The 26620-nt window shown below is 44.0% G+C and carries 21 protein-coding genes; 12 read left to right on the forward strand and 9 right to left on the reverse strand.

From position 1 onward, the window contains the following. Positions 1-36: 36 nt before the first annotated feature. Entirely contained in the window at positions 37-1263 is a 1227-nt protein-coding gene (trpB, locus tag JMX94_RS07100) for a tryptophan synthase subunit beta (RefSeq protein WP_201564529.1), read from the forward strand. Positions 1264-1360: 97 nt separating this feature from the next. Continuing rightward, positions 1361-2263 carry a DMT family transporter gene (locus tag JMX94_RS07105; RefSeq protein ID WP_201564531.1) on the forward strand — a complete coding sequence of 301 codons (903 nt, stop codon included), beginning with the start codon at positions 1361-1363 and terminating at the stop codon, positions 2261-2263. Between the two features lie 49 nt (positions 2264-2312). Here JMX94_RS07105 and JMX94_RS07110 read toward each other — a convergent pair whose 3' ends face one another. Further along, complete coding sequence (locus JMX94_RS07110) at positions 2313-3035, reverse strand: hypothetical protein (RefSeq protein ID WP_201564533.1); 723 nt, start codon at positions 3033-3035, stop codon at positions 2313-2315. 322 nt (positions 3036-3357) lie between these two features. On the opposite strand from JMX94_RS07110, the gene JMX94_RS07115 reads away from it, so the two are divergent. Next, a complete protein-coding gene (locus JMX94_RS07115; protein ID WP_201564535.1) occupies positions 3358-4764 on the forward strand; it encodes an outer membrane protein transport protein in 1407 nt (468 codons plus the stop codon). 92 nt (positions 4765-4856) lie between these two features. Here the strand turns inward: JMX94_RS07115 and JMX94_RS07120 are convergent, their stop codons facing one another. Further along, positions 4857-6002 (reverse strand): hypothetical protein, encoded by a 1146-nt coding sequence (locus JMX94_RS07120; protein ID WP_201564537.1) that lies wholly within the window; start codon positions 6000-6002, stop codon positions 4857-4859. 374 nt (positions 6003-6376) lie between these two features. Here JMX94_RS07120 and JMX94_RS07125 point away from each other — a divergent pair, with 374 nt between their 5' ends. Continuing rightward, the gene (locus tag JMX94_RS07125) at positions 6377-7480 is read left to right on the forward strand and encodes an alkene reductase (protein ID WP_201564539.1); all 1104 of its coding nucleotides are present in this window, start codon (positions 6377-6379) and stop codon (positions 7478-7480) included. Between the two features lie 115 nt (positions 7481-7595). Here JMX94_RS07125 and JMX94_RS07130 read toward each other — a convergent pair whose 3' ends face one another. Further along, entirely contained in the window at positions 7596-8579 is a 984-nt protein-coding gene (locus JMX94_RS07130) for a pirin family protein (protein ID WP_201564541.1), read from the reverse strand. 299 nt (positions 8580-8878) lie between these two features. Next, positions 8879-10180, reverse strand: coding sequence for an NAD(P)/FAD-dependent oxidoreductase (locus JMX94_RS07135; protein ID WP_201564543.1), 1302 nt, complete (start codon positions 10178-10180; stop codon positions 8879-8881). Between the two features lie 550 nt (positions 10181-10730). On the opposite strand from JMX94_RS07135, the gene acs reads away from it, so the two are divergent. From acs to JMX94_RS07150, 3 genes are all read left to right on the forward strand, one after another. After that, positions 10731-12692: an acetate--CoA ligase gene (acs, locus tag JMX94_RS07140; protein WP_201564545.1), complete on the forward strand. Its 1962-nt coding sequence runs from the start codon at positions 10731-10733 to the stop codon at positions 12690-12692. Positions 12693-13130: 438 nt separating this feature from the next. Further along, positions 13131-14366 carry an NAD(P)/FAD-dependent oxidoreductase gene (locus JMX94_RS07145; protein WP_201564547.1) on the forward strand — a complete coding sequence of 412 codons (1236 nt, stop codon included), beginning with the start codon at positions 13131-13133 and terminating at the stop codon, positions 14364-14366. Positions 14367-14404: 38 nt separating this feature from the next. Then, positions 14405-14836: an MgtC/SapB family protein gene (locus JMX94_RS07150; protein ID WP_183619640.1), complete on the forward strand. Its 432-nt coding sequence runs from the start codon at positions 14405-14407 to the stop codon at positions 14834-14836. Between the two features lie 298 nt (positions 14837-15134). On the opposite strand, the gene JMX94_RS07155 is transcribed toward JMX94_RS07150, so the two are convergent. After that, positions 15135-15371, reverse strand: a complete 237-nt coding sequence (locus JMX94_RS07155; RefSeq protein WP_201564549.1) for a hypothetical protein — start codon at positions 15369-15371, stop codon at positions 15135-15137. A gap of 152 nt (positions 15372-15523) precedes the next feature. On the opposite strand from JMX94_RS07155, the gene JMX94_RS07160 reads away from it, so the two are divergent. Further along, positions 15524-15817, forward strand: a complete 294-nt coding sequence (locus JMX94_RS07160; protein WP_201564551.1) for a hypothetical protein — start codon at positions 15524-15526, stop codon at positions 15815-15817. Positions 15818-16689: 872 nt separating this feature from the next. Then, positions 16690-17376 carry a CDP-diacylglycerol--glycerol-3-phosphate 3-phosphatidyltransferase gene (gene pgsA / locus JMX94_RS07165; RefSeq protein WP_183619641.1) on the forward strand — a complete coding sequence of 229 codons (687 nt, stop codon included), beginning with the start codon at positions 16690-16692 and terminating at the stop codon, positions 17374-17376. Between the two features lie 110 nt (positions 17377-17486). Here pgsA and JMX94_RS07170 read toward each other — a convergent pair whose 3' ends face one another. Further along, the gene (locus tag JMX94_RS07170; RefSeq protein WP_201564553.1) at positions 17487-17981 is read right to left on the reverse strand and encodes a pyridoxamine 5'-phosphate oxidase family protein; all 495 of its coding nucleotides are present in this window, start codon (positions 17979-17981) and stop codon (positions 17487-17489) included. Between the two features lie 538 nt (positions 17982-18519). Between JMX94_RS07170 and purL the strand changes: the two genes are divergently transcribed. Further along, the gene (gene purL, locus JMX94_RS07175) at positions 18520-22530 is read left to right on the forward strand and encodes a phosphoribosylformylglycinamidine synthase (RefSeq protein ID WP_201564555.1); all 4011 of its coding nucleotides are present in this window, start codon (positions 18520-18522) and stop codon (positions 22528-22530) included. 399 nt (positions 22531-22929) lie between these two features. After that, the gene (locus tag JMX94_RS07180; protein WP_201564557.1) at positions 22930-23874 is read left to right on the forward strand and encodes an STM4504/CBY_0614 family protein; all 945 of its coding nucleotides are present in this window, start codon (positions 22930-22932) and stop codon (positions 23872-23874) included. Between the two features lie 74 nt (positions 23875-23948). Here the strand turns inward: JMX94_RS07180 and JMX94_RS07185 are convergent, their stop codons facing one another. Then, positions 23949-25163: an IS256 family transposase gene (locus JMX94_RS07185; protein WP_201564559.1), complete on the reverse strand. Its 1215-nt coding sequence runs from the start codon at positions 25161-25163 to the stop codon at positions 23949-23951. A gap of 17 nt (positions 25164-25180) precedes the next feature. Between JMX94_RS07185 and JMX94_RS13575 the strand changes: the two genes are divergently transcribed. Next, positions 25181-25321 (forward strand): hypothetical protein, encoded by a 141-nt coding sequence (locus tag JMX94_RS13575; protein WP_374220407.1) that lies wholly within the window; start codon positions 25181-25183, stop codon positions 25319-25321. A 105-nt stretch (positions 25322-25426) separates the two neighbouring features. On the opposite strand, the gene JMX94_RS07190 is transcribed toward JMX94_RS13575, so the two are convergent. After that, complete coding sequence (locus JMX94_RS07190) at positions 25427-25621, reverse strand: hypothetical protein (RefSeq protein ID WP_201564561.1); 195 nt, start codon at positions 25619-25621, stop codon at positions 25427-25429. A gap of 29 nt (positions 25622-25650) precedes the next feature. Then, positions 25651-26535, reverse strand: a complete 885-nt coding sequence (locus JMX94_RS07195; RefSeq protein ID WP_201564563.1) for an N-acetylmuramoyl-L-alanine amidase — start codon at positions 26533-26535, stop codon at positions 25651-25653. Positions 26536-26620 lie beyond the last annotated feature (85 nt).

Here is a 26620-nt window from a genome sequence, read left to right on the forward strand (position 1 = left end):
ATAGTAGTAATTAATTTAAAACAATAAGGTTTAACTATGACAACGAAAAATACCGCCACGGGCTACGGTTTACATCAATCCATCTTGCCGAATAGCGAGGGTTTATATGGTGAGTTCGGTGGCAAAATTGCTCATCCTGAGCTTGCCAAAGCCATGAGTGAGATCGAAGTAGGTTTTCGTGAAATTATCAAAGACGACGACTTTATCAAAGAGATGAAGCGCTTACGTGAGACTTATGTCGGTCGTCCAAGTCCCATTTATCATGCGCAGCGTTTGACCCAGCATTGCGGCGGCGCGCAGATTTATTTTAAACGTGAAGATTTAAACCATACGGGCGCGCATAAGATTAATCACTGTTTGGGTGAAGTGTTATTAGCCAAAAAATTAGGCAAAAAAAAGGTGATTGCGGAAACGGGTGCGGGGCAACACGGCGTCGCGTTGGCAACGGCAGCAGCCTTGATGGGTATGGAGTGTGAGATTCACATGGGTGTGGTCGATATTAAAAAAGAACATCCAAACGTCAGCCGGATGAAGATTTTGGGTGCCAATATCGTGCCAGTCTCACGCGGCGCAGGGACGCTAAAAGAAGCAGTCGATAGCGCCTTTGAGACTTATTTGAATGAGCTTGATACTAGCATGTTTGCGATTGGCTCGGCATTGGGGCCGGCGCCATATCCTGAAATGGTCAGCTATTTTCAGTCAGTAGTTGGACATGAAGCACGGGCGCAGTTCTTAGCGACGACGGGTAAGTTGCCTAATAAGGTGGTCGCTTGTGTTGGCGGCGGCTCCAATGCTATCGGCATGTTTAGCGGCTTTTTTGATGATGCAGAGGTACAAAAAATCGGCGTGGAACCTGCAGGTGAGGGCTTAGATACACCCAATCATGCGGCAACAATGTCGCTCGGCGTCAAAGGCGAGATTCATGGGTTTAAGTGTTATGTATTGCTCGATGAAAAAGGCGAGCCTGCACCGGTACATTCGATTGCCTCTGGTCTAGATTATCCGGGCGTTGGACCACAGCATTCGCACCTACGAGATTTACAACTGGCTACTTATGAATCAGCGACTGATGCAGAGTGTTTAGAAGCCTTTATGGCGCTATCACGCCTTGAGGGTATTATCCCTGCCTTAGAGTCGGCACATGCCATTGCCTATGCGATGAAAATCGCCAAGGATATGTCAGCGGATGAGACAATTTTGGTCAACTTGTCAGGGCGCGGCGATAAAGATATTGATTTTATTTTGGATAAGGTAAAGCTATAAAAAATCTGCAAGCAGTATAAAAAGACAACAGCTCTCAAGCGTTTAACCAGTTATCATCGTGGTTTTTTTAACGTCTAACGCTTGATAGGATTCACCCATGTCCAACCGCGACCTCATTATTTTTATGACCCTGTCCTTTATGTGGTCGCTGTCTTTTATTTTTTACCGTATCGGCGTGCCGGAATTTGGCTCGCTAGCGTTTGCCAGTTTGCGGGTGGTATTTGCCGGTTTGGTGATGCTGGTTTTTGTCTTAATCAGCTCAAAAAACAGAGCAGGCATACGTGATAACTGGAAGGTTTTGACCCTAGTCGGACTGTTTTCTGCCGCTATTCCTTTTATCCTGTTTGCCTTTTCAGCGCGCTCGGTCAATGCTGGGGTGTTGGCGGTGCTTAATGCCTCTGTACCGATGATGAGCGGTTTTATCGCCAGCACCTTTTTTAAAGACCGACTGTCAAAAAAACAAATTATCGGCTTAATCATTGGCGTTATCGGCGTGATTATTTTGATGAGTGAGAACTTATTTGGCGGCAGCGGGCAGGGCGCTGGTTCAGGTTCAGGGTTACTGCCGATGGGCTACGCATTATTGGCCTGTGTTGGTTATGCGGTCGGCGCCAATATCACCAGAAACTATTTATACGATGTCTCGCCGGTGGCAATTACCGCAGGCTCGCTTATCATTGCCAGTATTATCATGCTGCCGATAGCGGTGTATGAGTTTCCCTATGGCAAAACCATTAGCCTCACTGCTTGGGTATCAGTGATTTGTATCGGCGTCTTTTCAACCGCCATCGCGCTGATTTTTATGAATCAACTCATTAAAAGTATCGGTCCGATGCGCGCGACCAGTATTACCTTAGTGATTCCGATTTTTGCCATTATTTTAGGCTATCTGCTGCTTGGTGAGGCTTTAGACACGCCAGCGATTATCGGCTCGGTGGTGATATTATTTGGTACCTATTTGTCTTTAGAGTTGTCTATCAAAAAGATGCTTAAATCCTAAGACATTGATTTTTTTTCTAATTGATAAACAACCTTTTAATAAATGGCACTTATCTAACACCTTCTACCATAATAAATTGAATGGGAAAGGTAATGATGTCAAACGCCTTGGCAAATGGCATCAGCGTTTTAAGCCTTTTTTCTTCTGCTAAAGCTTTGTCTGGTTGATAATGATAAAACTTTAGCGTGGTCGGTTGCGGCAAGCGATAGGCGAGCGTCTCGATATTTTTCACCGCCGGAGCCACCGTCACAGGGAGCCGCCAGAGATTTTTTGTACAGCGTGTCATACCACCTGCAAAACCGTCATGACAAGTAAAATCAAACCCTTCAAGTTTAGCAGTTTCACCGGCGGCTAGTAGATGGGTCGGTTTTTCAAACCATAATATGGTGGCAATGCATCCTTGCGCTGAGGTGCAGCCTTGCTCGCCTATTCTTATTCTAAAATATGGCGCATTGAATGCCGGCATGGGCTTAAAGGAAAAATAAGCCAAATCTACTTGGTTTAAAATATCAATAAATTCACGATCTCTCTTGGCGCTCTGCACCAAATAGCTGCGCTTTTCTCCCGCAAATACAATCGCATGTTCAACGCCTTGAATAGGCGCGGCGGGCTTACCGACAGCAATAATCGTGTCGGTAAATTGCTCTTCGGCTACCCATTTGGCATCTTCTTGTACCATCAATTGATAATCGAGCTTTTCGCTGACAATACAGCCGCTTAAACCTAAAACTAATGAGCCAGCTAAACATAGTCTGGAAAGTAATTTTGACATTATATTTTTCTCTGCTTAAAAAATAAAGGGCAATCGAGAAAGGATTGTTAAATATGATATTAAGCCAATTTTGCATAAATAAGTTGACTAATTTGCTAAATGGATACAAGTAACGCATTAAAGTTTTAGCGAAAAAATTAGAGAAGCGTTAAGAGCTTAACCTTTGTCGCTGTTCAATTAAATAGAGAATCCCATAAAGTTGCTGCTGATATATTGACAAAGGTCGACATTCGCTATTTAATCTAGAAACCAATGCCAACTATAAAAAGTGTAAATAATTTTATGGTTTGGTTGTGTTTTTAACTGACAAAAGGATATTGTCATGAGCGCTCAGCTGTTTTTAGGATTTATGAAATCTGTTACCCTTTCTCGTTCTTCGCGCTATTTGTTCACTGCCGGTTCTTTGACGGCGTTAAGTCTCGCCATCAGCTCAGCGCATGCCGCTGGCATCGAATACAGCAAACAATCGGTCGCGCCTTTTTTTGAGCCGGGTAATTATGCCGAGCTATCTTATGCGTATGTTGACCCAAAAATTGAAGGCACCGATGCCGCTGGTAATAAAATCGGCGACATGATGGATGACTTTGATTTACCCGGCGCGGCTATTAAAATCGCCCCGACCGCCAATACGGCATTGGCAGTAATTTACGAGCAACCCTTTGGCGTCGATACCAAATATCCAGCAGGGAATATGTTTAACAATAGCATGGGTACGACCGAGGCGCGGGTAGAGACAACCGGTATCACGCTTTTAGGCGGCGGTAAGATTAATAATAATGTCTGGCTATATGGCGGTCTTGAATACCAAACGTTAAAAGGCAAGATTACTGGCGCGCAGCCAGTCGGTTTGACTACTGCTGTCTCTCAAGTAATCGATGAAGCAGGCGCGCTCTTTGGCATACCAACGACTACCGCTTATTATGATTTGGTCAATAAACAAAATAATGGCACGATTACGCCAGCTGAAGCCGCAACTTTGGGTGCTATTAATGAAGCGGCTATTAATCCTGTGGCGATAGCGCCGACTTATTATACGTTAGACTTTGAAAACGAAAGCACGCTCGCGCCGGTGATTGGTATGGCGTATGAAAAGCCAGAGATTGCCTTGCGTGCAGCATTAACGTATCGCGCGCCCGCCAAATATCAGGTATCTGGGGTAGAAAACCTGCAAGTTATTTTGCCGCCTATCGCTGGCGGTGATGGGGTAACACCGGGACCAGCTACTGACGAAGTTGCCTTACCGTTAGCGGGCAAGACCGAAGTTAAAATGCCACAGTCGGTCAATTTAGATTTCCAAACCGGTCTCAGTGAAAAGTATCAGTTGCTGGGTATGGTCAACGCGCGCTGGGTAGATTGGAGTAACTTTAGTGTTGCCCCGCCTTTAGCGACATTATCAACACAAGAGCCACTAGCTGCTTATAAAAAAGACGGTTACGCGGTTGAGGTGGCATTGGGTAAACAGTTTAATCCAAAAGTTTCAGGCGAAGTACGCTTGGGTTATGACCATGGCACTGGTGCGCCGCTCAGTTTATTAGGACCTTATGACTCTATCAAAAGCTTGGGATTAAGCGCGCAATATAAACTGACCGAGCAGCTTAGTGTTTCTGCGGGCGGTCAGTATATGTGGTTTGAAGGCGGTCCAGTCGATACCAAGGTTGATGGTCGCGTGGCCAATATCGATGATGGTACGGGCTACGCACTTGGCATGAAGCTTGGTTATCATTTTTAAAAAATAACTGAGATTGTTTGTTAAAAATAACGATTAGAACAAGCACTTACTTTAAAAAGTAGGTGCTTTTTTATTGTTTGGTGCGAGCTTTATTAATCAACGCTTATATCTTGGCAAAACAGCCCTTCCAAGCATTCTCGATTATCCCCATTAGTATGCCAAATGGATGGTATCTGCATCGCTTGATTTAGTCGATAGTAGGCCATTGACCTATAATGCATCTTGTAACTATCTTCAGTAGTGCTAGGCGCTGGATAAAGCTGTTGACGCTCACTATCGGATAACGCCATAAAATTAAGATAGTTTGTTGCATCTTTTGCCAAGATACTATTAGGTCGTTTGCTGAGTGCAACCATCGTCTGCTTATACTCTGGTTCTAGAAACTCATGAATATCATCATCCGTCCATCCGGTATTGTCTGAGCCAAAAAATAAGTAATAGCGATACGAATCTAGTAGCATCTTGGCATCTTGCACCGCATAGCCATTTGGATAACGCGTTATATAATCTTCCCAAAATACCGCACGCTCAACCAACTCTGCAAAAGAGGTAGTAATGGCGGCATCACTCAAAAAGATATCTTGATTTTCTATTGCCATCCGCTGGATAAATGCTTTTTGGTCTTGGCGCAAATAAGGGGTGAAAATATCAGCCATTGCTTTCAAATCATGATTAAAGGCATAGTAACCTTCGCCTAAATTGTAAACTCTAACATCAGCATCATTTTGGATGAGGCCAATCAAGTAGCGTACGCGTGGGCTCAGATTGTTTAGTTTTTCTTCCGCTACTTTTTCGCCTTCCTCTAAGGCATTCATCACGTCAAAAAAATCTTGGTCAAATTCTGAATTACTAATATCAGTTTCCTCCCATAAAAAACGCTCATACATCGCTTGATAGTCTTTTAGTAAATTCAATACTTGGGCATTACTGGCCGTTGGCAAACAGGCTGTTAATTGTTTTTGGATGGCATAAATAGCGTCAATCTTGCTGCTGTTATCCACTTTTCCCATAGATTTACTCAATGCTAAACAGGTTTTTGCGTCTAGCGCTGAGTCTGTTGCGGTAGTCGTTTTGGTTGCTGGTTTTTCTAAGGATGCCTGCTTATTAACTTGTTCTGTATTTTTCGCCTCATTTGCTTCAGATAACGCATCTGATTTGGGTTGGCAGGCGCTCACACCCACGCTCACACCCAAGAGGAAAATTAGCCCTATCGTAAGTGATAATATGGTTTTTTGCATGGACTCTATCCCTTAAGTAAATGCCAAAAAAGTGAAGGCTAATAATGGTGATAGTTATTTAAAAAATTGGCAAAAGAAGAGTGGGTGGCGCATATAACGTTTAATAAAATTCCCACTGATTTTATTATCTTAATACCCTTATAAGGTCACATAAATAATAGCGTTTAAAAGGTTGAAAATATACTTGCGTCGGTGTTTTTGTTTGTAAGTTTTACTTGGAATCCTCCTCTCTACCCCCTATAAAGAACACGGCTGATCAATAGACGGCTTCATAATGATAAGTGACAATATGATAAGTGATAATGACGAGCGCTATTTATCAATATTTAACCACTCTTAAAACCGTATTTTTATAACAACAAACAAGGCATCTCATGGCACACGATAACTTATTCGAACCCGTAAAAATGGGCACTCAAACTCTAAAAAATCGCATCATCATGGCACCGTTGACCCGCTTACGTGCGGTTGAACCGGGCGATGTTCCTACGGCGTTAGCCAGCGAGTATTATGCGCAGCGTAGTGGTGCAGGATTGGTCATTACCGAAGCGACGCAGGTGTCTTTTCAGGCCAAAGGTTATGCGGGCGCGCCCGGTATCCATACCGAAGACCAAACGACGGCATGGAAAACCATCGTTGATAATGTCCATGCCAAAGGCGGCAAGATTGTCGTCCAGCTATGGCACACGGGTTTGGTCGCCCATGAAAGCGTCCAACCAGATGGCAAAGCGCCTATCTCAGCGTCTGATATTGATGTTGGTGTACGTACCTCATTGCGTGACAGTAATAACCAAGCGATTCGCGTTGCTGCCACACCGCCACGCCCAGCCACACTTGAGGAAGTGCAGCAAGTTATCGCTGACTTTGGGCTTGCGACCAAAAATGCCAAAGAAGCAGGTTTTGATGGCGTAGAGATTCATGGCGCGCATGGTTATCTGCTACATCAGTTTTGGGTTGAGCAAACCAACCAGCGTGATGATGAATATGGTGGTAGCCGCGAGAATCGTGCGCGTTTGACCCTTGATGTCATCGATGCTTGTGTCGCTGCGTGGGATGCTGACCATGTTGGTATTCGCGTATCACCGCTTGGTACGTTTAATAATGTCGAAGCGGGCTACAATGAAGACGAAAACATCTGGCTCATTGAGCAGATTAATAAGCGCGGTTTGATGTATCTGCATCTCTCTGAGCCTGACTGGGCAGGTGGTACGCCTTATAGCCCTGAATTCCGTCAGCGCGTTCGTGATGCTTTTGGGCAGATGATTATTGCTGCTGGTGGCTATACCGCTGAAAAAGCAGAGCAGAACATTAAAGATGGCTATATCGATGCGGTGGCTTTTGGTCGTGACTATATTGCTAATCCTGACTTAGCGGAACGTATCCGTGAAGGTGCGCCGCTTAATGAGCAACATCCGCAAACGTTTTATGGTGGTGGTACGGAAGGCTATACCGATTATCCGTTTTTAAACCAAGCATAAGTGTTTATCGGATAAATCATTCAACGGGCTTTATTGATTAAAATAAAGTGACAATGCATAAAAAAGCCACCCTGCGATAATCAGCAAGGTGGCTTTTTTAATGGGTAATATTTGACTATTTACCAAAGTTACCCATTTGGTAATCACGAAACGTTTGCTTTAACTCCGCTTGGGTATTCATGACAAACGGACCGTAGCCTGCTACTGGCTCACCGATCGGTTCACCACTTAATAGTAATAATTTAACCGTACTTGGCGCGTGCTCATCATCAGAGAGCTTAGGGTATGTTAGCTTAATGCTATCGCTTACCGGCGTTGCTGATGGTTCATTGGCAGCATTGATATCAGAATCAAGATCAGTATCAGTTGGCGTGGCAAACTGAATCAGACTGCCTGCGCTCACTGGCGTATCGTTAATCAGTAGCGTACCTTCTTGTACCAATATCATGACATTATGGCTGTTTGGCACTTGCAGCGTCGTTGAGCCAGCGCTATGCAATGCAATATCCCACATGTTGATAGGTGTAAAGGTACTTGCCGCGCCTGTCGTATCTTGCCATTCACCTGCAATAATCGCCGCTTTACCTATCTCATTTCCGTTTTCATTATCGGTTAACTTAACGATAGGCAAATCAGCCCGTGTTAAAGTTTGATACTTGGGCTCAGTCAGCTTATGGGCGCTTGGCAAATTGACCCATAATTGCACCATGCTAAAAGGACCGCCACGCTGACCAAAGGCTGGCGAGTGGAACTCTTCGTGCATGATGCCGCGCCCTGCGGTCATCCATTGCACACCACCTTCTTGAATGACGCCATAACCACCGGCCGAATCAGCATGACTAATCTCGCCGGCATAGGCAATCGTTACCGTCTCAAAACCTTTATGCGGATGCTGCCCGACGCCGTGCGGCTGCGTCTTATAGTTCGGATTTGGGGCAAAGTTGGTTGGCTGACCATAGTCTAATAATAAAAACGGGTCGGTATGACGATGATTAAAATCAGGATCGTCATCTAGGTGGTTGAACAATGTTTTGACATAAAAACCGTCGCCGACCCAATGCGGCTCTTTATCGCCGTGAATATGTTTGATGGAACGCATTGAACACCTCGTAAGCCTAAGCGTATTAATAAATACCCATCTAGTTAACAGTTATTCTTTAGCCACAATTATTTAACACGAGTTATTTAAATGCTCATGATTAAATAATAATGCTTCAATAATAATCTGCTAACTATTAAGTAATTCTAAATTTATATGAGTCTATATAATGATTATATTCACAGTTATCAAGCGTTTAGTGGTTTCTATCCCATTCGGATAACCTGCGTTTAGATAACTGGTGTTTGAATAGCTATCGTTTGAATAGCTGTCGTTTGAATTAAAGGTATGCCTTAATATCAAACCACTTCGCCGCAAACAAAACCGCTGGCCCATGCCCATTGAAAGTTATAGCCACCAAGCCAACCGGTGACGTCGAGCACTTCACCGATAAAATATAGCCCGTTTTGATGTTTGCTTTGCATGGTTTTTGACGAGACTTCATCGGTTGTGATACCGCCGCGTGTGACTTCAGCGGTTCGATAGCCTTCGGTACCAGACGGTTTTAGCTGCCAGCCATTGAGTGTTGCGCCAAGCTCTATCAAGCGCTCATCTTTAATATTGGCAAGCTCGGTATCTTTGATATCGTCCCACAAATGCGTTTGTAGCGCTGCCAGCAGTTTTTTCGGTAAAGCATTGTCGCTATTGTCTGCCAAAACCGTCCGGATAAGCTGGCGTGGGTGCGATTTTTTATGGGCAAGAAAAAGCGCCGTCATATCTATATCAGGCAGCAAATTGATGCTGATGGTTTCGCCAAGATGCCAATAGTTGGACAGTTGCAGCATGGCAGGTCCCGACAGGCCACGATGGGTAAAGAGCAGTGGTAGCTTAAAGGAGATACGCTCATTACTGGCAATCACCGGCAGGCTGATACCGGCAAGCGTGCGAATCAGCTCACCGGTTTTATCGGTAAAAGTAAAAGGTACAAGGCTGGCATCGGTTGCTACCAGCGTATGTCCAAACTGCTGCGCAAGCTCGTAACCAAATCCGCTCGCGCCGAGTGTCGGAATCGATAAGCCGCCCGTCGCTACCACGAGCGACTCGCAGCGATAGCTGGTTTGCGGCAGCTTGCTTTGATTACCGCTGTCTTTTCTCTCTTGTTTTTCTTTTTTACTGAGCGCTTTGGTTGTTGATAGTTGAAAGTGGGATTTTTTATCGTTTTCGAGTGCTTGCACGCTGTCGACTTGGGTATTGAGTCTGACTTGCACACCCACGGCAGCGCATTCATCAAGGAGCATGGTTAAAATATCTTGCGCCGAATCATCACAAAAAAGCTGTCCGTGCTCGCGCTCATGGTAAGGGATTTTATGCTGCTCAACCATGCCGATGAATTCCCAACTCGGATAACGGCTCAGCGCGGATTTACAAAAATGCGCATTGCTACCGATAAAATGCTCAGGCTCGACGAAGTAATTGGTAAAGTTGCAGCGTCCGCCACCTGACATCAGGATTTTTTTACCGGCTTTATTGGCATGGTCGAGCACCAAGACGCGGCGACCACGGCGACCCGCGGTGAGCGCACAATATAACCCTGACGCACCAGCGCCGATGACGATGACATCATAGTGATTGTGTGATGGTGCATTGCGGGTATTTTCCATGACGATATGTTCCAAAAAGCGAGAGGTTATAAAGGTTAAAATAAAAGGTAACTATAAAGGCAGTAATAAAAGTAGCTATAACATTAACAATAAAATTAGCAGTAAAACAAATAGTAGATTTTGAGGCAAGAAAATAGCAGGTTATTGACTATAGCTTGCCGCTATTTTGAAGCCTATCTTTAGGCTAGCCATTGTCCATGTTTTCTTTCAGCTTACAAGGATTAAATAAGGCGATGAGAGATTCTCTATGCACCGAAAACTATCCAAGATGCTAAATAGGCAGGTATGGAGAATATTATTGAATAATCAATCGATTCATCAAGATATGTAATGCTTTATCAAGTATACAGCTGGGCAGCGGAATTGTTGTGATTCACGGTTGATGTCTTGCAACCCTCGTGCTTATTTGTCAAACTATCCTTAGGTGTCACATTATGGAAGATCACGCTTATCACCTGTAGCAGCGATTGTTGTTTGACGACTGGCGTTTGACGTCAGTCGCTTCATGAAAGCCGCTACCGGTCATAATAATTAGAAAAGGATGACTACGATGACTCAGAAATCATTTCCTCTCACGGCTGAATTTGTCGCCGCTGCCAATACCACCGCCGAACAATACACTAAAGAATACCAACAATCCATTGCGTCACCTGAGGCAAACGATGCCTTTTGGGCGAAGCGCGCCGAGCTGATTGATTGGATAAAAAAACCCACCAAAATTAGCAATGTTAATTATGACTTAGAAGATTTTCATATCAAATGGTATGAAGATGGTGAGCTTAATATTTCAGTCAACTGTCTTGACCGCCATGTTAAAAATAATCCCTATAAACCGGCGATTATTTGGGAAGGTGACCATCCGTCACTGCATAAAATCATCTCATTTAAAGAGCTGCATGAAGCGGTTTGTCGCCTAGGTAATGCCATGCGCAAACTTGGGGTTAAAAAGGGCGATCGCGTCACCTTATATATGCCCATGATACCAGAAGCGATGGTGGCAATGCTGGCGTGTACCCGTATTGGGGCGGTGCATTCGGTGGTGTTTGGCGGTTTTTCTGCTGAGAGTTTGGGCAACCGTATTATTGACAGTCAATCTAAACTGGTCATTACCGCTGACGAAGGTATCCGCGGTAATAAGCGCACGCCGCTCAAAGCCAGTGTCGACCGCGCTTTAGATATGGATGGTACTGATAGTGTGACCAACGTCATTGTCGTGCATCGTACGGGCAATTCTGTCCCGATGAGTGGTCGCCGCGATGTTTGGTATCACAGTTTGGTCGATGGTGAGTCAAAGCATTGCGAACCTGAGGTGATGAATGCCGAAGACCCGCTGTTCTTATTATATACCTCTGGCTCAACGGGCAAGCCCAAAGGCGTGTTACATACCACCGGTGGTTATATCACTTATGCGCTTTCGACCTTCCGTGATGTGTTTGATATTAAAGAAGACGATGTCTACTGGTGTACGGCGGATGTTGGTTGGGTGACGGGTCATACCTATGCCACTTACGCGCCGCTTGCCAATGGCACGACGACCGTTATGTTTGAAGGCGTACCAGAATATCCAACGTGGGCGCGTATCGGTCATATTATTGATAAACACCAAGTCACGGTCTTGTACACAGCACCGACGGCGATTCGCGCCATGATGAAAGAAGGTGATACCTTTGTTCGTGAGTCGAATCGTTCAAGTTTACGCTTGCTCGGCACCGTTGGTGAGCCGATTAATCCGGAAGCGTGGGATTGGTACTATCATGTCGTCGGCGGCGGTAAATGTCCGATTGTCGATACCTGGTGGCAGACGGAAACCGGCGGTATTTTACTGGCGCCGATACCGGGCACGGTAGATATGAAACCGGGTGCGGCGATGAATCCCTTGTACGGTATTGTACCCGTCGTCGTTGACGGTGATGGCGAGATACTTGAAGGTTCGGCCGAAGGCAACCTTGCAATTAGTGGTGGTTGGCCGGGGCAGATGCGTACCATTTATAATGATCATGAACGTTTTTTAAAAACCTATTTTACAGAATATCCGGGCTACTATTTCACCGGTGATGGTGCGCAGCGAGATGAAGACGGGCACTATTGGATTACCGGACGGGTAGATGACGTGCTCAATGTCTCAGGACATCGATTGGGCACCGCAGAGATTGAAAGCGCGGTAGTCGCGCATCCGGCGACCGCTGAGGCGGCTATCGTTGGTATGCCGCACGACATTCGCGGTATGGGTATTTGCGCCTTTATTATCCTAAAATCGGGCGAAACTGCCACTGAATCACTAAAATCAGAGCTGAACCGCCATGTGCGTATGGAGATTGGTCCGATTGCCAATTTAGATGCTATCTATATGGTCAATGTGCTACCCAAGACGCGCTCTGGGAAAATCATGCGCCGTATCTTGCGCAATCTTGCAGCAGGGCAATATGTTGGACTGGGTGATTTATCGACCCTTGCTGATAGCGCCGTTATCAATGAGCTAGTTGATGTGGTGAAAGCTGAACGCGGAGACTGATAGTAGCTATTAGATAGCTATCTAATAGGTATCGAATAACTATCGATAGATAAAATCGTCAAAAGTAATTTTTTAGCGCCAATAGCCAATAATTAGGCTTATAAATAAATTTTTATAAGTGTAAGTAAAACAATAAAGAGCCATGTTAGCAAAAATAGCATGGCTCTTTTACGTAGACGTTATTGATATTGACCGGCTTTAAAGGTTCAATATATTTAATATAGCTGCGCTGTTTTATGGCTCCAGCTTCTATGGTTTCTATAGTTAGTTCAACATAAAAGAAGCACGTTCAAAACAATCTTCTGCTGGTATAAATTTTCCTCGCTTGCTGTGTGCTTCGCACTCCAGAGGCTTCGAAAAATTCATCCCAGCAGCACGGTGTTTTTTACATTGAATCTACTATATTTTGCTCCCTACTTTATAAGGTTTACTGTCATTATGCCTGACTCTTCTTTGCCGCTTGCTCAGACATCAACGCCGAAAATTGCCATTATTGGTGGCGGCTTAACGGGCTTATTTACCGCAACCTTATTAGAGCGTGCTTTTAGCCAAATGAATGACCAGAAAATTAATGACCAGCAAGTTAATGACAAAGCCTTAATACCAGAAATTACTATTTTCGAAAAATCGCGCAGCGTCGGTCGTTTAGCGACTCGTTATCGCACCGATAGCCACACTAATAAAAAATGGCAATGGGCATTTGGCGCGCAGTTTTTTACCGCCAAGAGTACAAGCTTTCAGCAGTTTATTGAGCCTTGGTTACATACAAGTTTGCTACAGCCTTGGTGCGCGCAAGTAGTGAGCTTAACGCCAATAGATGCGAATAATCAGACACCTGATATTCAAGCTAAAGAGCAATGGAGTAGGGTTCAGGCGCGCTATATCAGTACGCCAAAAATGACCAGTTGGGGGCGAGCATTAGCCGATGAGTTACAGCATAGCACCATAAAATTTAAAACCCGTGTCGCACCTTTGGCAGAACATAACCAAGCACTGGATAATAAAGATAGTAAACAAACTGAACTATTTAATGAAGACGGCAACAGTCTTGGCAGTTTTGATTGGGTCATTTGTACCGCGCCAAATGCTCAAGCTGTAGAGCTGATGGTAGCTAGTGGTTTTTCTGAATTAGCAAAAATCACTGAGCCACAAATGCAAGCCTGCTATACCTTGATGCTTGGCTGGGATGATAAGCAGCCATTGCCTGAATCATTAAAGCATCAGGAAATGGTATGGGATGTGGCGTATGTGCAGGATTCTATACTTGATAGAATCTTTATCGAGCAGCAAAAGCCTGCGCATAATGAGCTATTACCCAGTATTACTATTCATGCGCGCAATGATTGGTCAGAGCAGCACGTTGATGCCGATATGGATACGATAAAAGCGCAGCTATTAGCAGCCGCCAAGCAAGCTTTATGTTGGAATGCAGACAGTACACCGAGCCAAATTGACTGTCATCGCTGGCGTTATGCTGCGACCGTCAATATTTCTAATACAAACTCTAATAATACAGATGCTAATACAGATGCAGTAGGCATATTGGTCGATAACGAGCAGCAATGGATTGTCAGCGGCGACTGGTGCGGGCAGGGCAATATCGAGAGCTGTTATCAGATGGCAACACAAACAGTGGCAAGGATTTGCGCGCACTCATTAATTAGTGCGGATTAAGTCATCTGTGCGAACTAAATAAAAGGAGGTAGGACGCCATGTTTGGATTTGATATCGATATAGAGCTGATGCAATATCATTTTTTTCAATTGGGTATAGCGTTTATTCTCTCCCTACCGATTGCCTTAAACCGTGAGATGAAAGACAACGGCGCAGGGCTTAGAACCTTTCCGCTCGTAACGATTGCTTCCTGTGCTTTTATGCTCGTAGGCATGGATATTTATGATTCAGCTGGGGAGGCGAGAATCATGTACGCCATCATCACAGGAATGGGTTTTATCGGTGGTGGGGCGATTTTTAAAAACGAAGAAGGCTCAAAAGGCACGGCGACAGCAGCAAGTCTATGGAATACGGGCGCTATTGGTATCTCGGTCGCCTACGGTCGCTATGAGATTGCCATTATTTTATCTTTTGTGGGCTTTTTAATTTTGCAGTTCTCAGAGCCATTTAAATCAAAACATAAGCTTTAATGCTTGATAGTATTTAGCGGTATTTAGTTCTACAAGATAGCAGTATCAGACTATATTTAGCTATAGAAATGTTTAAGCATTGATAATGCTAAAGCGCAGGCAAAAAAAGAGCCCACGAAGGGGTAGTTTTCGGACATCTTAAGCACGGCTAAAAATGAATTGTTGGACACGTTAGAAGATAGTTTTTAGAGTCCATAAAAAGAGCATTAAATAAGTAAGCTAAGAATGGTCTTATGAGCTGGTATCACTGGACGCTAACCTAAACTGAATGATGGTTTTTCAGAGTGGTAAACCCCTATTAGGCATGCGCTTGAAGCTTTACTTTAGTAAACCAAGCGTCGCTCATGTTACCTTTTAGAGAATTAAAGCGTACATATATACCTTCACTATCTTTTGTGGCATACCAGTGGTCACCATTTTCTACCTCTATTTCAAAAAACTTCTGGTTTATGATACTACCAACTGTGTAAACCTGTCCTTCTACAAAAAAAGGATTGCCATTTGTGCATATTAATTTATCGCCAGTATTTATCATGTCTCTTGCTCTATTTAATAGAATCAAAATAACGATAAGATGCCTAGCTTTCTTATAAAGCACAACACCCAAAGGTATGAGCGGTCGAAAATCTATACTGAACGGTCATAATTAAATAAAAAATAAGCATATAAGTATGCTGGGCTTTACGTATGCATTGCATAGGAGCGAACTATCAAACACAGCTTGAACAGCCGTGGCAGCGACCTGATGCACGTATGCAAGCAATAAGAAAGCGTTTAGGCTGGCATGATGGATTGTACCAACCACGCAAAAAAGGGATGCACCGCGCTACATATAAGCGGTTATTCATGGAGTATCTAACGATAGAGGATAGTTACCTAGATAGGGTAAAGGCTATTGATGAATTGATTAATACTGGAGTTATAAAAGATACCCATCAATTAAGAGAATGGAAGCAAAAAGCGAGGAAGCAAGGAAAATAGGAAGCAAGGAAAATAGGAAGCAAAACAGCGCATTTCCTATTTATCGCCAAGTCAATACAGCAAACGGATAGAGGTGGAAGCGGATATTTTTGAGGAAGCAAGAAGTGGAATAATCCCCAATGGGGGAATGGTGCAGATGCAAAGGAAACGCACGGAAAACGCCTAACTTTAAACAGCATTATCTAAGCGCGTGCAGTCATTAGCAAAACAACCCCATGCAAACAAATTGCAATCGCTAAATAGTTGAGGAATATTGAAACTCAAAACCCTATCAGGTAAATGACAGACATGTTCACATTATTATTGGTGGTCATATAGTTAAAATTTTGAGCAGATGGTGGTCAAATTGGTGGTCAATTCAATATATATAAACATAAAATATATATAAATCAATGGTTTACAGGCAAAAAAAGAGCCCACGAAGGAGGTGTCGTGGGCTGAGGAAACTTATCATGCGACCGAGTTACTTTTGCTATTAACGATTTTGATGTAAACGAGTCACAAATAAATTGATCAAGATTTATTATTGTTAATATAAAGATGATGTCAGAATCCGCTATTTCAAGAATTTCTTACATCTGCTTACAACTATCAGTGTACAACTGTATTTAGTTGACCATGATAACCGAAAATGGCTGATTTACCTAGTTTGCTTACATGTCATTACGTTTTGAGGGCGTTATACCTGCCTATATTGTCAAGAAGTAGTAAAATAATAAGGCACTTATAAATCTCTATTTATAAGCGTTTATTGGTCAAGATAAAGGGTAACGAATCAAAGCCAAAACCAACCTATAGAGATGGCATGACGCCATGCCGTAAAAATGCTAAGCTAACCACATTCTTATCGTTCACTATCAACTGGGTTTGCCATGACCGAGAGTACACAGCTGCACACGCCAGAACAAAAACCGCTACCGGCGCAAAATGACAAAAGTATTTTTAATCTGCCCAATAATCTAACGATTGCGCGTATTTTAATGATTCCGCTATTTGTAGCGATTGCCTATTGGCCACCCGCCCTAGGGATTGGGATGCCCGCGATTTCGGATAACGTCATCGCTCGGGTCGGTATGAGTGAATTTAGCGACAGTTTACTGCGCCATTTATTGCTGACCGGCGTCTTTATTATCGCCGCAATTACCGATTGGCTTGATGGGTATTTTGCTCGTAAGCTCAATGTAGTATCGGCCTTTGGGCGCTTTTTGGACCCCGTTGCCGATAAATTAATGGTCGCAGCTGCCTTGATTATCTTAGTGCAGTGGCATCCGAATATCATTATGGCGATTGCCGCTATTGTGATTATCTCGCGTGAAATCGCCGTATCGGCGCTACGTGAATGGATGGCTGAGCTCGGTAAAAGCACCAGCGTGGCAGTCTCTTATGTCGGTAAACTCAAAACCACTTTTCAGATGATAGCCATCACCGTTTTATTATTAAACTGGCAATCTCTTGAGATGATAGGTTATGTATTAATGGTTGCCGCGGTGATTTTAACCTTATGGTCGATGCTCATTTATCTAAAAGCCGCGTGGCCCTATTTAAAACAAAGCGGTTAATATAAATTAAAAATAAGCATAATAAAAAACGCCAGTCGCATTATACGACTGGCGTTTTTTTATGGGGATTTTGGACGTCCCATATTTTAGCGATGGTTTATAGCGATAGTTTATAAAGAAACTGAAAAGGTTTCACCCATATCTTCAGCAGTTTTGCCATCTTGTACCGCTGCGGCTGCCATCTTAAACATATTCACGACGGTACTGCCGCTAAGCCAGCATTCTGCACCATGAGGCACGATCTTAATTAATTGTACGTTTTCATCTTCTTTACCATGCTCAAAGAAGGCATTGTAAACCGGCGACCAAAGCTCATCTAATTTAGCTTTGTCTGTCGGCAATTCAGCGTTAGCACTAATAGAAACGAAGTTCTTTTCATCTTGAGTGGCATAAGTCAGCCCGATTCTTGCATCATCCTGAATATCTTTGACAACGTCTGAGGATTTATCGCCGATAAACCAAATTTCTTTCTTATCGAGATTGACCTCATTAGTGGTCATAGGCCAAGCATGGATATCGCCCTTTTTATTGGTGGTACTCATCATGGCGAACTTTACATCTTTAATAACGTCTTGAATTTTAGCGATATGCTCTTGGTTACTCATGGTAATTATCCTTTTTCATTATAGTGATTGATTTTTTGTTAATGGATTATTGTTATTGATTACGTTTTTGTTTCATTGAATCTTTAGTTTAAACGGTCAAGCTTTAGCTAAATAAGCAAATAGATAAGCGCTTAACTCGCCAGCAACTGCCATCTAGGATAACGATTACCGCTAGGAGATTTATATAGGCTGCCAGTAATGCGATGTGAGTGTTTGTAAGGACTATAAGGATTGAGTAAAAATTGTGACGCCGGACTTCATTCATTAAGGCTTTCTGTTGAGAAAAATTATTTATAAAATTTGCAGCTTAATAGGCATGACTGAAAAGACTGCTAAAACCTAACTCAGAACAGTTATCTGCTAAGCGCTATCTATAGCTGTTGTTAGCTCGATAACTGACTTGCTAACTTACTTGTTAACTGCGCTTTTCAGCAATTTATCTCGGTTTTGACCTGCTTATTACGGGGCTTCTTGTTATAATACGCAGACCATTTACTTTGCATGGCAGAGATGCCTTGATCTTACGGATTATGCCTTTATGATGACCATCGCCGGACAACCGTTTCTTACCGATTTTCAGACGCAGCAACTCATCAGTCAGTTTCAGCAAAAAACCGAGCTAAATGTCAGCCACATCAATACTCAGCAAGTTTATGTGCTATCACGCAAGCTTGAAGGTGATGAGCAGAAAAAAGCGCTGGACCTATTTGGGGTTAAGGCAGACACCCAACTTGCCGCTCCACAAAACAACCAATTACAAGTCATCGTAGGCCCGCGTTTTGGCACCATATCGCCGTGGGCGAGTAAAGCGACCGATATTTTTAATAACTGTGATATTGAGATTAACCGTGTTGAGCGCGTTATTGTTTATACGCTAACTATTGATGGAAAAGCAGACGGCGAAATGGGTGCAACGCTACCTAAAGCCGCTGAGCAATTATTGTTTGACCGCATGACCCAAAGCTTGGTTTATGATTTAAATGATGTGAATAAATTGTTTGACGATGAAAAGCCGGCATCGCTCAATCATATCGATGTGATTGGACAAGGTCAGTCGGCGCTTGAAGCAGCCAATACAGAGTTTGGCTTTGCGCTATCGAGTGAAGATATTTACTATTTGATGAATGCGTATGTCAATGAGCTAAAGCGCAATCCAACCGATGTTGAGCTCATGATGTTTGCCCAAGCCAACTCAGAGCATTGCCGTCATAAAATCTTTAACGCTGAATGGACAGTCGATGGCGAAGTTCAGCCAAAATCCCTGTTCCAAATGATTAAGAATACTTATAAAGCCAATCCACAAGGTATCTTATCGGCTTATAAAGACAATGCTGCGGTAATGGCAGGGTCTGAAGGCTTACGTTTTTACCCAGTACCTACTGATGCAATGGATGCCAATTCAGCGCATCCTTACGATTTCCATCAAGAAGAAATCGATATCTTAATGAAGGTCGAAACCCATAACCATCCAACCGCGATTGCTCCTTATGCGGGTGCAGCGACGGGCGCGGGCGGTGAGATTCGTGATGAAGGCGCAACCGGTCGTGGCGGTAAACCAAAAGCCGGTTTAACGGGCTTTCATGTGTCACATTTACATATCCCAGAGCTTGCGGAAAAATGGGAGCAGTCAGGTCAAGTAAGTACACAGGATTATGGTACGCCAGATCGTATGGCAACCAGTCTTGAAATTATGACCGAAGCCCCATTAGGCTCAGCCAATTTCTCAAATGAGTTTGGTCGTCCAAACTTATGCGGTTATTTCCGTAGTTTCCAATTGGATACGTCAGCGGCAAAAGATGGCAGCCAAATGCGCGGCTATCATAAACCAATCATGCTTGCAGGTGGTTACGGCAATATCAAACGCAATTTGATTGAAAAAAATGCCATTCAGCAAGGTGATCTATTAATCGTCCTTGGTGGTCCTGCGATGCAAATTGGTCTTGGTGGCGGTGCGGCTTCTTCGGTCGATAGTGGTTCACTCGATGAAGGCTTGGACTTTGCTTCTGTACAGCGTGATAACGCTGAGATGGAGCGTCGCTGTCAAGAAGTTATCGATCGCTGCTGGGCCTTAGCTGGCAACGATATTGACGCAAGCAATAATAGTAAAGATGGCAACCCAATCGTCTCGCTACATGATGTCGGTGCCGGTGGTCTATCCAATGCCATGCCAGAACTGGTCAATGACCATGAAATGGGCGCGGTGCTCAATCTACGGAAAATTCCATCGTTAGAAGCGGGCATGTCGCCAATGGCGATTTGGTCAAACGAAGCACAAGAGCGTTATGTCCTCGCGATTCGCCCTGAGAGCAAAGATCAATTTGATGCCATCTGTGCCCGTGAGCGCTGCCCGTATGCCATCTTGGGTGAAGCCACGGAAGTACGTCAGCTTGTCGTTAATGATGAATTGCTGCCTGAGCAGCCAGTCGATATGCCGATGCAAGTATTGCTCGGTGGTACGCCGCAGATGCAGCGTAGCTTTAGCCGTCAGGAGAATGAACTACCTGCGCTAGAGCTTGGTGACGTTAATCTAGCCGAATCAATCAAAGACGTGCTACGTCATCCTACTGTCGCTAGCAAATCATTCCTCATTAGCATCGGTGACCGCTCTATCACGGGTATGGTCGTACGCGATCAGTATGTCGGTCGCTACCAAGTGCCAGTCGCAGATTGCGCGGTGACGGCTTCAGGCTTGATTGCGTTAGATGGTCAGCCAATGAGCGGTGAAGCGATGAGCGTTGGTGAACGTACGCCAGTTGCGTTGATTAATCCAAAAGCTTCTGCACGTTTGGCTGTTGGTGAAGCAATTACCAATATCGCAGGCGCGCGTATTACTCAGTTATCTGATATTACTATGTCAGCAAACTGGATGGCAGCTTGCGGTGAAGACGTAGAAGATGCCGCATTATTTGACGCCGTCTATACTGTCGGTGAAGAGCTATGTCCGGCACTTGGTATCGCTATTCCAGTCGGTAAAGATTCGCTATCCATGCGTGCTAATTGGACAAACGAAGACGATAACGGTAGCCAAGACAAATCAGTCGTTTCGCCAATGAGCTTGGTTATTACGGCTTTTGCGCCTGTTATTGACGTGGCAAAAACCCTAACGCCTGAGCTAATCAACGGCGACAGCGCCTTCTACCGTATTGATTTATCAAAAGGTAAATTGCGTCTAGGCGGTTCAATCCTTGCGCAAACACTAAGCCAATTAGGTAACGACTGCCCAGATTTAACGCAGCCAAGCGACTTGGTCGATTTCTTTAACTTTGTCCAAGCGGGTAACGCGCAAGGCGTCATCAGCGCCTATCACGATATCGGTGATGGCGGTCTACTTGCAACTATCGCTGAGATGCAGTTCACCAGCCGTCAAGGTATCAAGCTGTCATTGACTGATGATAACTTACTCGGTCAACTGTTTAGTGAAGAGCTAGGTGCAGTCATTCAAGTATTACCAGAAAACGTTGCCGCTTTAATGCAACTGGCAGAAGAATTTAACGTCAGCGATATGCTTAGCCTCGTTGGCCAAAGCTCAGAAGAAGACAGCTTAATCATCCAAACGCCAACACTGATGGGTGATGATACCTTACGCTTTAAGCGTTCTGAGCTGCAACAAGAGTGGAGTCAGGTCAGCTATCAAATTGCCCGCCGTCGTGACAACCCAGCATGCGTACAGCAAGAGTATGATTTGATTAGCGATGCTAGCCATCAAGGTCTTATCGCTGCGCCAAACTTTGATCTCAATCAAAAGGTTGAAGAGCCATACTTAAACAGCCGTGACACTAAGCCAAGAGTCGCTATCCTGCGTGAGCAAGGCGTCAACGGTCAGTCAGAAATGGCAGCAGGCTTTACCCAAGCTGGCTTTGAAGCGGTCGATGTCCACATGAGCGATTTGCTTGAAGGTCGCATCAATCTACGTGACTTCGATGGTCTGGTCGCTTGTGGTGGCTTTAGTTACGGTGACGTATTGGGCGCAGGCTCTGGCTGGGCAAACTCTATCTTGTTCCATGACGAATTGCGCATGCAGTTCGTGCGCTTCTTTGCCCGTCCAGATACCTTCTCACTCGGCGTCTGTAACGGTTGTCAGATGATGGCGCAGTTAAAAGACCTCATACCAGGTGCGGAAAACTTCCCACGCTTTATCGCCAATAAGTCAGCTCGCTTTGAAGCGCGTACGGTCAACGTCAAAGTCGAGCGCACCAAGTCTATCCTATTCAAAGGCATGCAAGACAGTATCTTACCAATCGCTGTCGCGCACGGTGAAGGCTATGCCACGCTGGACAACACCGAGATCGACGGTATGGCAAAACACGGTCAGCTCGCCATGCGCTTTGTCGATAGCCAAGGTCATCCAACCGAGACTTATCCGCTTAATCCAAACGGTTCGCTCGGCGGTGTCACGGGTCTGTGTAGCACCGACGGTCGCGTCACCATCATGATGCCGCACCCTGAGCGTACGCTACGTGCCTACAATCACAGCTGGAAGCCAGAAGAGTGGGACGAGGACGGCGCGTGGATGCGTATGTTCCGTAACGCCCGTGCTTGGTTGCGTTAAGATATAGGTTAAGTTGTTTTAAATCATTATTTTAAACATAAAAAAAGGTGGGCTTCGGCTCACCTTTTTTGTGTTTGGAGTTTGAGTGTTCTTAGAAGTAGGCGGAGCTAATCCCGCCTTCCGCTTGTATCTGCGAGTCTGGGCGAGGCGGTGACACGAGTTGAGATGTTGCTGTTGCCTCGATACCACCTCAAACTCTAGCCACCGCAACTCGCCCACACCAGCAGGATACCACTACAGTCGGGGCTAAAACTAGCCTCTGAATGACCATTTTATGATAAATTAGTTTAAACTTTGATTTCAGATGATATCTACGTGGCTCAAATCAGCACTACAAGTTATATAATATGCTATTAAGTTTGATACTATCTTCGATTGAATAAATATAAGAGAAAAGGTATGGCTATAGCGGATGTATATTTTAAGCGTCGTATGCGTGAAAGAGGAGAGTATAGCGACGTTTATCAGTATGAGGAATTACCTCAAAAATTTAGAGTGCAGATCGTTCATATTTGGAGAGAAACGATAAAACCAGACTTATCGATAATTCAATATAATACGGAAAACTTGATTGGTGGTAACAAGAGTTCAAGAACAGCATATGAAACAGTACATAAAATTCTACTAAAAGAATTGGGGCTATTTGAATTACCTGTTAATCACGATACTTTTGATGGTTATTTCCATAAAGTGTCAAATTACTTTTTGAATGTGGACGATGTCGAACTAGTATTAACTGTACTAGAATTAATGTGCAAAATGATACTTTTATATCAAAATAAAGATTTTAGAAATCATAATGAATCTGAAGCGATTGAAGAGACAAATACGAGGTTCAAAGAAAATGGTATCGGTTATCAGTATGAGAATGGACAAATTATACGAGTAGATTCGCAATTCATTCATGCTGAAGTGGTAAAACCTGCTCTAGAGTTACTCAATAAATCGATGTATAAAGGAGCGCAAGAAGAATTTTTGAAAGCTCACGAGCATTATAGACATGGTGATTACGGAAACGTATTAAGCGAATGTTTAAAAGCTTTTGAAAGCACTATGTTAACCATCTGCGATACTCAAGGGTGGGAATATGATAAAAAAGCTGCGGCTAATACTCTTGTTAATATTTGCATGGATAATAACCTGATACCCGATTTTTGGCAAAGCCAATTTAATTCTCTTAAAAGTCTGTTAACATCTAGTATAGCCACTCCTCGTAATAAGCTTGGCAGCCATGGCAAAGGCAATAATGAAAAAGTAATACCAGAGTACTTAGCAAGTTATGTACTTCATATGACAGCCTCTACAATATTATTTTTGGCAAAGGCAGAACAAGCTTTGGAGTAATACTTACTAGTAGCTAAGTATTATCGTTATTAGCTTCAGTCGCGAGACCATCCCAGATTCTGTGTAACTGCCATTTAGATTAAATGCTTACTGATACGGTCATCAAACATAATCATAAAACGATTCAGAGCAGACGTCCAGTTACGGATTGGCATCGACCACTTTTTAGACGCCTGCTGGGTGGCTAAGTACACCACTTTGAATGCTGCCTGATCAGATGGGAACACCTTACGCTTATTCACTGCCGTCCGAATCACACTGTTTAGCGACTCTATCGCATTGGTGGTATAAATCACTTTTCTGATGTCTTTCGGATACTCAAAGAACACCGTTAAGCCCTCCCAGTTATTGCGCCAAGACTTGACCACGTGCGGGTAATCTTTGCCCCAAGTCTCATCAAAGTGCTCAAGATTGGCCTCTGCCATCTCAAGGGTATCAGCGCCGTAAATGGCCTTTAAATCAGCCGCTACGGCCTTTTTATCCGTCCACGGCACAAACTTCATTGAATAGCGCACCATGTGTACGATACACAGCTGAACCTGTGCCTTTGGATAGACGGTGTTAATGGCATCAGGGAAGCCCTTTAGACCGTCAACACAAGCGATTAAGATGTCTTGTACGCCACGGTTTTGAAGCTCGGTAAGAACACCTAGCCAGAACTTAGCGCCTTCATTCTCTGAGAGCCACATACCAAGCAGCTCTTTTTTACCGTTAAGGTTAACGCCTAGGGCTAAGTAAATGGCTTTGTTGATGATCTGCTTGTCTTGACGTATCTTCACGACGATGCAGTCTAGATAGACGATAGGATAAACACTGCTCAGCGGCCGGTTCTGCCAAGCGGTGATGTCCTCTAATATGTTATCGGTGACTCTTGAGACAAGAGAGCTTGAGATGTCGACATCGTAGAGCTCTTTAATGCTCTCTACGATCTCAGTGGTGGTTTGACCCTTGGCGTAAAGGAATATGATTTTATCATCGAGACCTGAGATACGGGTTTGATGCTTACTAACGAGCACAGGCTCAAAGCTGCCACCGCGGTCTCTTGGGGTGGATATCTCAAGATCGCCTGTGTCACTGCGGACGGTCTTTTTAGTGTGCCCGTTACGCTTATTAGGTTTATCCGCCTTTTCATGTTTGGGATAGCCAAGATGGTCTTCCATCTCAGCCTCTAAGGCAGTATCGATAAAGGATTGCATGAGCTGCTTTTGAAAGTCTTTGATGTCATCGAAGCTATTCATGCTACTAGCCATTTGCTCGGCCAGTTTTTTAATGTCAGATTGAGTAGTCATTGCTTATTCTCCGGTTAGTGGATTATAAGCAGTTACACAAAGTTTGGGAAACTCCCAATAATGAAAAAGTAATACCAGAGTACTTAGCAAGTTATGTACTTCATATGACAGCCTCTACAATATTATTTTTGGCAAAGGCAGAACAAGCTTTGGAGTAATACTTACTAGTAGCTAAGTATTATCGTTATTAGCTTCAGTCGCTATAAGTTTTTATTAGAAATCAGTGAAGTAGTAGTTTTGCAATAAAACTACTCACCATCATTTTAGCCTTTTTTACCTTCTTTCTGAGCTTCAGCAATCAACTCATGAATCCTAGCGCTTTCTTTTAGTACACAAGCTTCATATGCAGAGAGCGGCTCAGGTTCCTGCTCTTTTTCTTGCTCCTGCCTTGCTTTTTCTTCTAGATATTTCTGTAGTTCGTCTTGATCATTTTGATCATTTGGTTGAGAGTTACTCATGGCTTATGTCTCCTAATATTTTTTATCCATTAATAAAAGTCATCACGACCAGCATACTTCTTATTGAGTGCCTTTAAAATAGCATAAGTTTCTAAATCCAGCTCGCCCGTTGGCTGCTGCGGACGGAAATGCAACTGAAAGGCATACACGACATTGCGACTGGCTTTATCCCACGCGTCTGTGTCATTGATTTGATAACCGTAATCGCGAAACGCTTGCTTGATCTCGGGTATCGTTGCCGCTGCAAACGCGTCTTGATTCATAAAGAATTGCTTATCAAATTCATCATACCAAGCGCCGATGCCGTAATCGAAATGCAGTCGCTGCCAAGGGAATTTCGCCCCGGGGTCGATTTTACGCGACGGTGCCATATCCGCATGACCGATGATATTCTTTGCTGAGATATTATATCTTTTTGCCAAGTCTTGCACCAGCTGCGCCACTTTTTTAATCTGCAATTCATCAAATTCGACATAGTGCTCATAAGGATGGTAGTCGAGCGCGCCGTTTTTTAAGGCATCTCGATATTCAGGCTTAATGCCTGCATTGACAATCTCGATGCCGATAGAGGTATCGTTGAGTATCGTTCTACCGGCAAAACCGCCCGCGCCAGCATGCCACGCGCGTTCGCCCTCGGGCACTAAGTTATAAATTTTGTTGTCATCATGGTCTAAAATCAGATAGTGGGCGCTAACGTTACCGGTGGTCAAAAGTTTGATAGCGCGGGCATTATTGCTCACCGTATAATGCAGGACAATGGTTTTAATACGCTCACTTTTACCAGTGGCTTGGTAAGTCTCGCTATCAATAACGAAGGGTTCAGTATTCGCTATTTGGGTGTTATTAGTCGTAGCGCAGCCAATTAGGGGCAGCGTTAAGGCACATGCTAATGCTAAAAAGATATTTTTTGCCATGAAATGCTCGGTATGAATAAGGGTAGGCGATGATGCTTACCTTTATCTGATATTGATAGTAGAGAGATAAGATTGAGGTATTTTT

The sequence above is a fragment of the Psychrobacter sp. CMS30 genome (assembly GCF_904846565.1).
Taxonomy (GTDB): domain Bacteria; phylum Pseudomonadota; class Gammaproteobacteria; order Pseudomonadales; family Moraxellaceae; genus Psychrobacter; species Psychrobacter maritimus.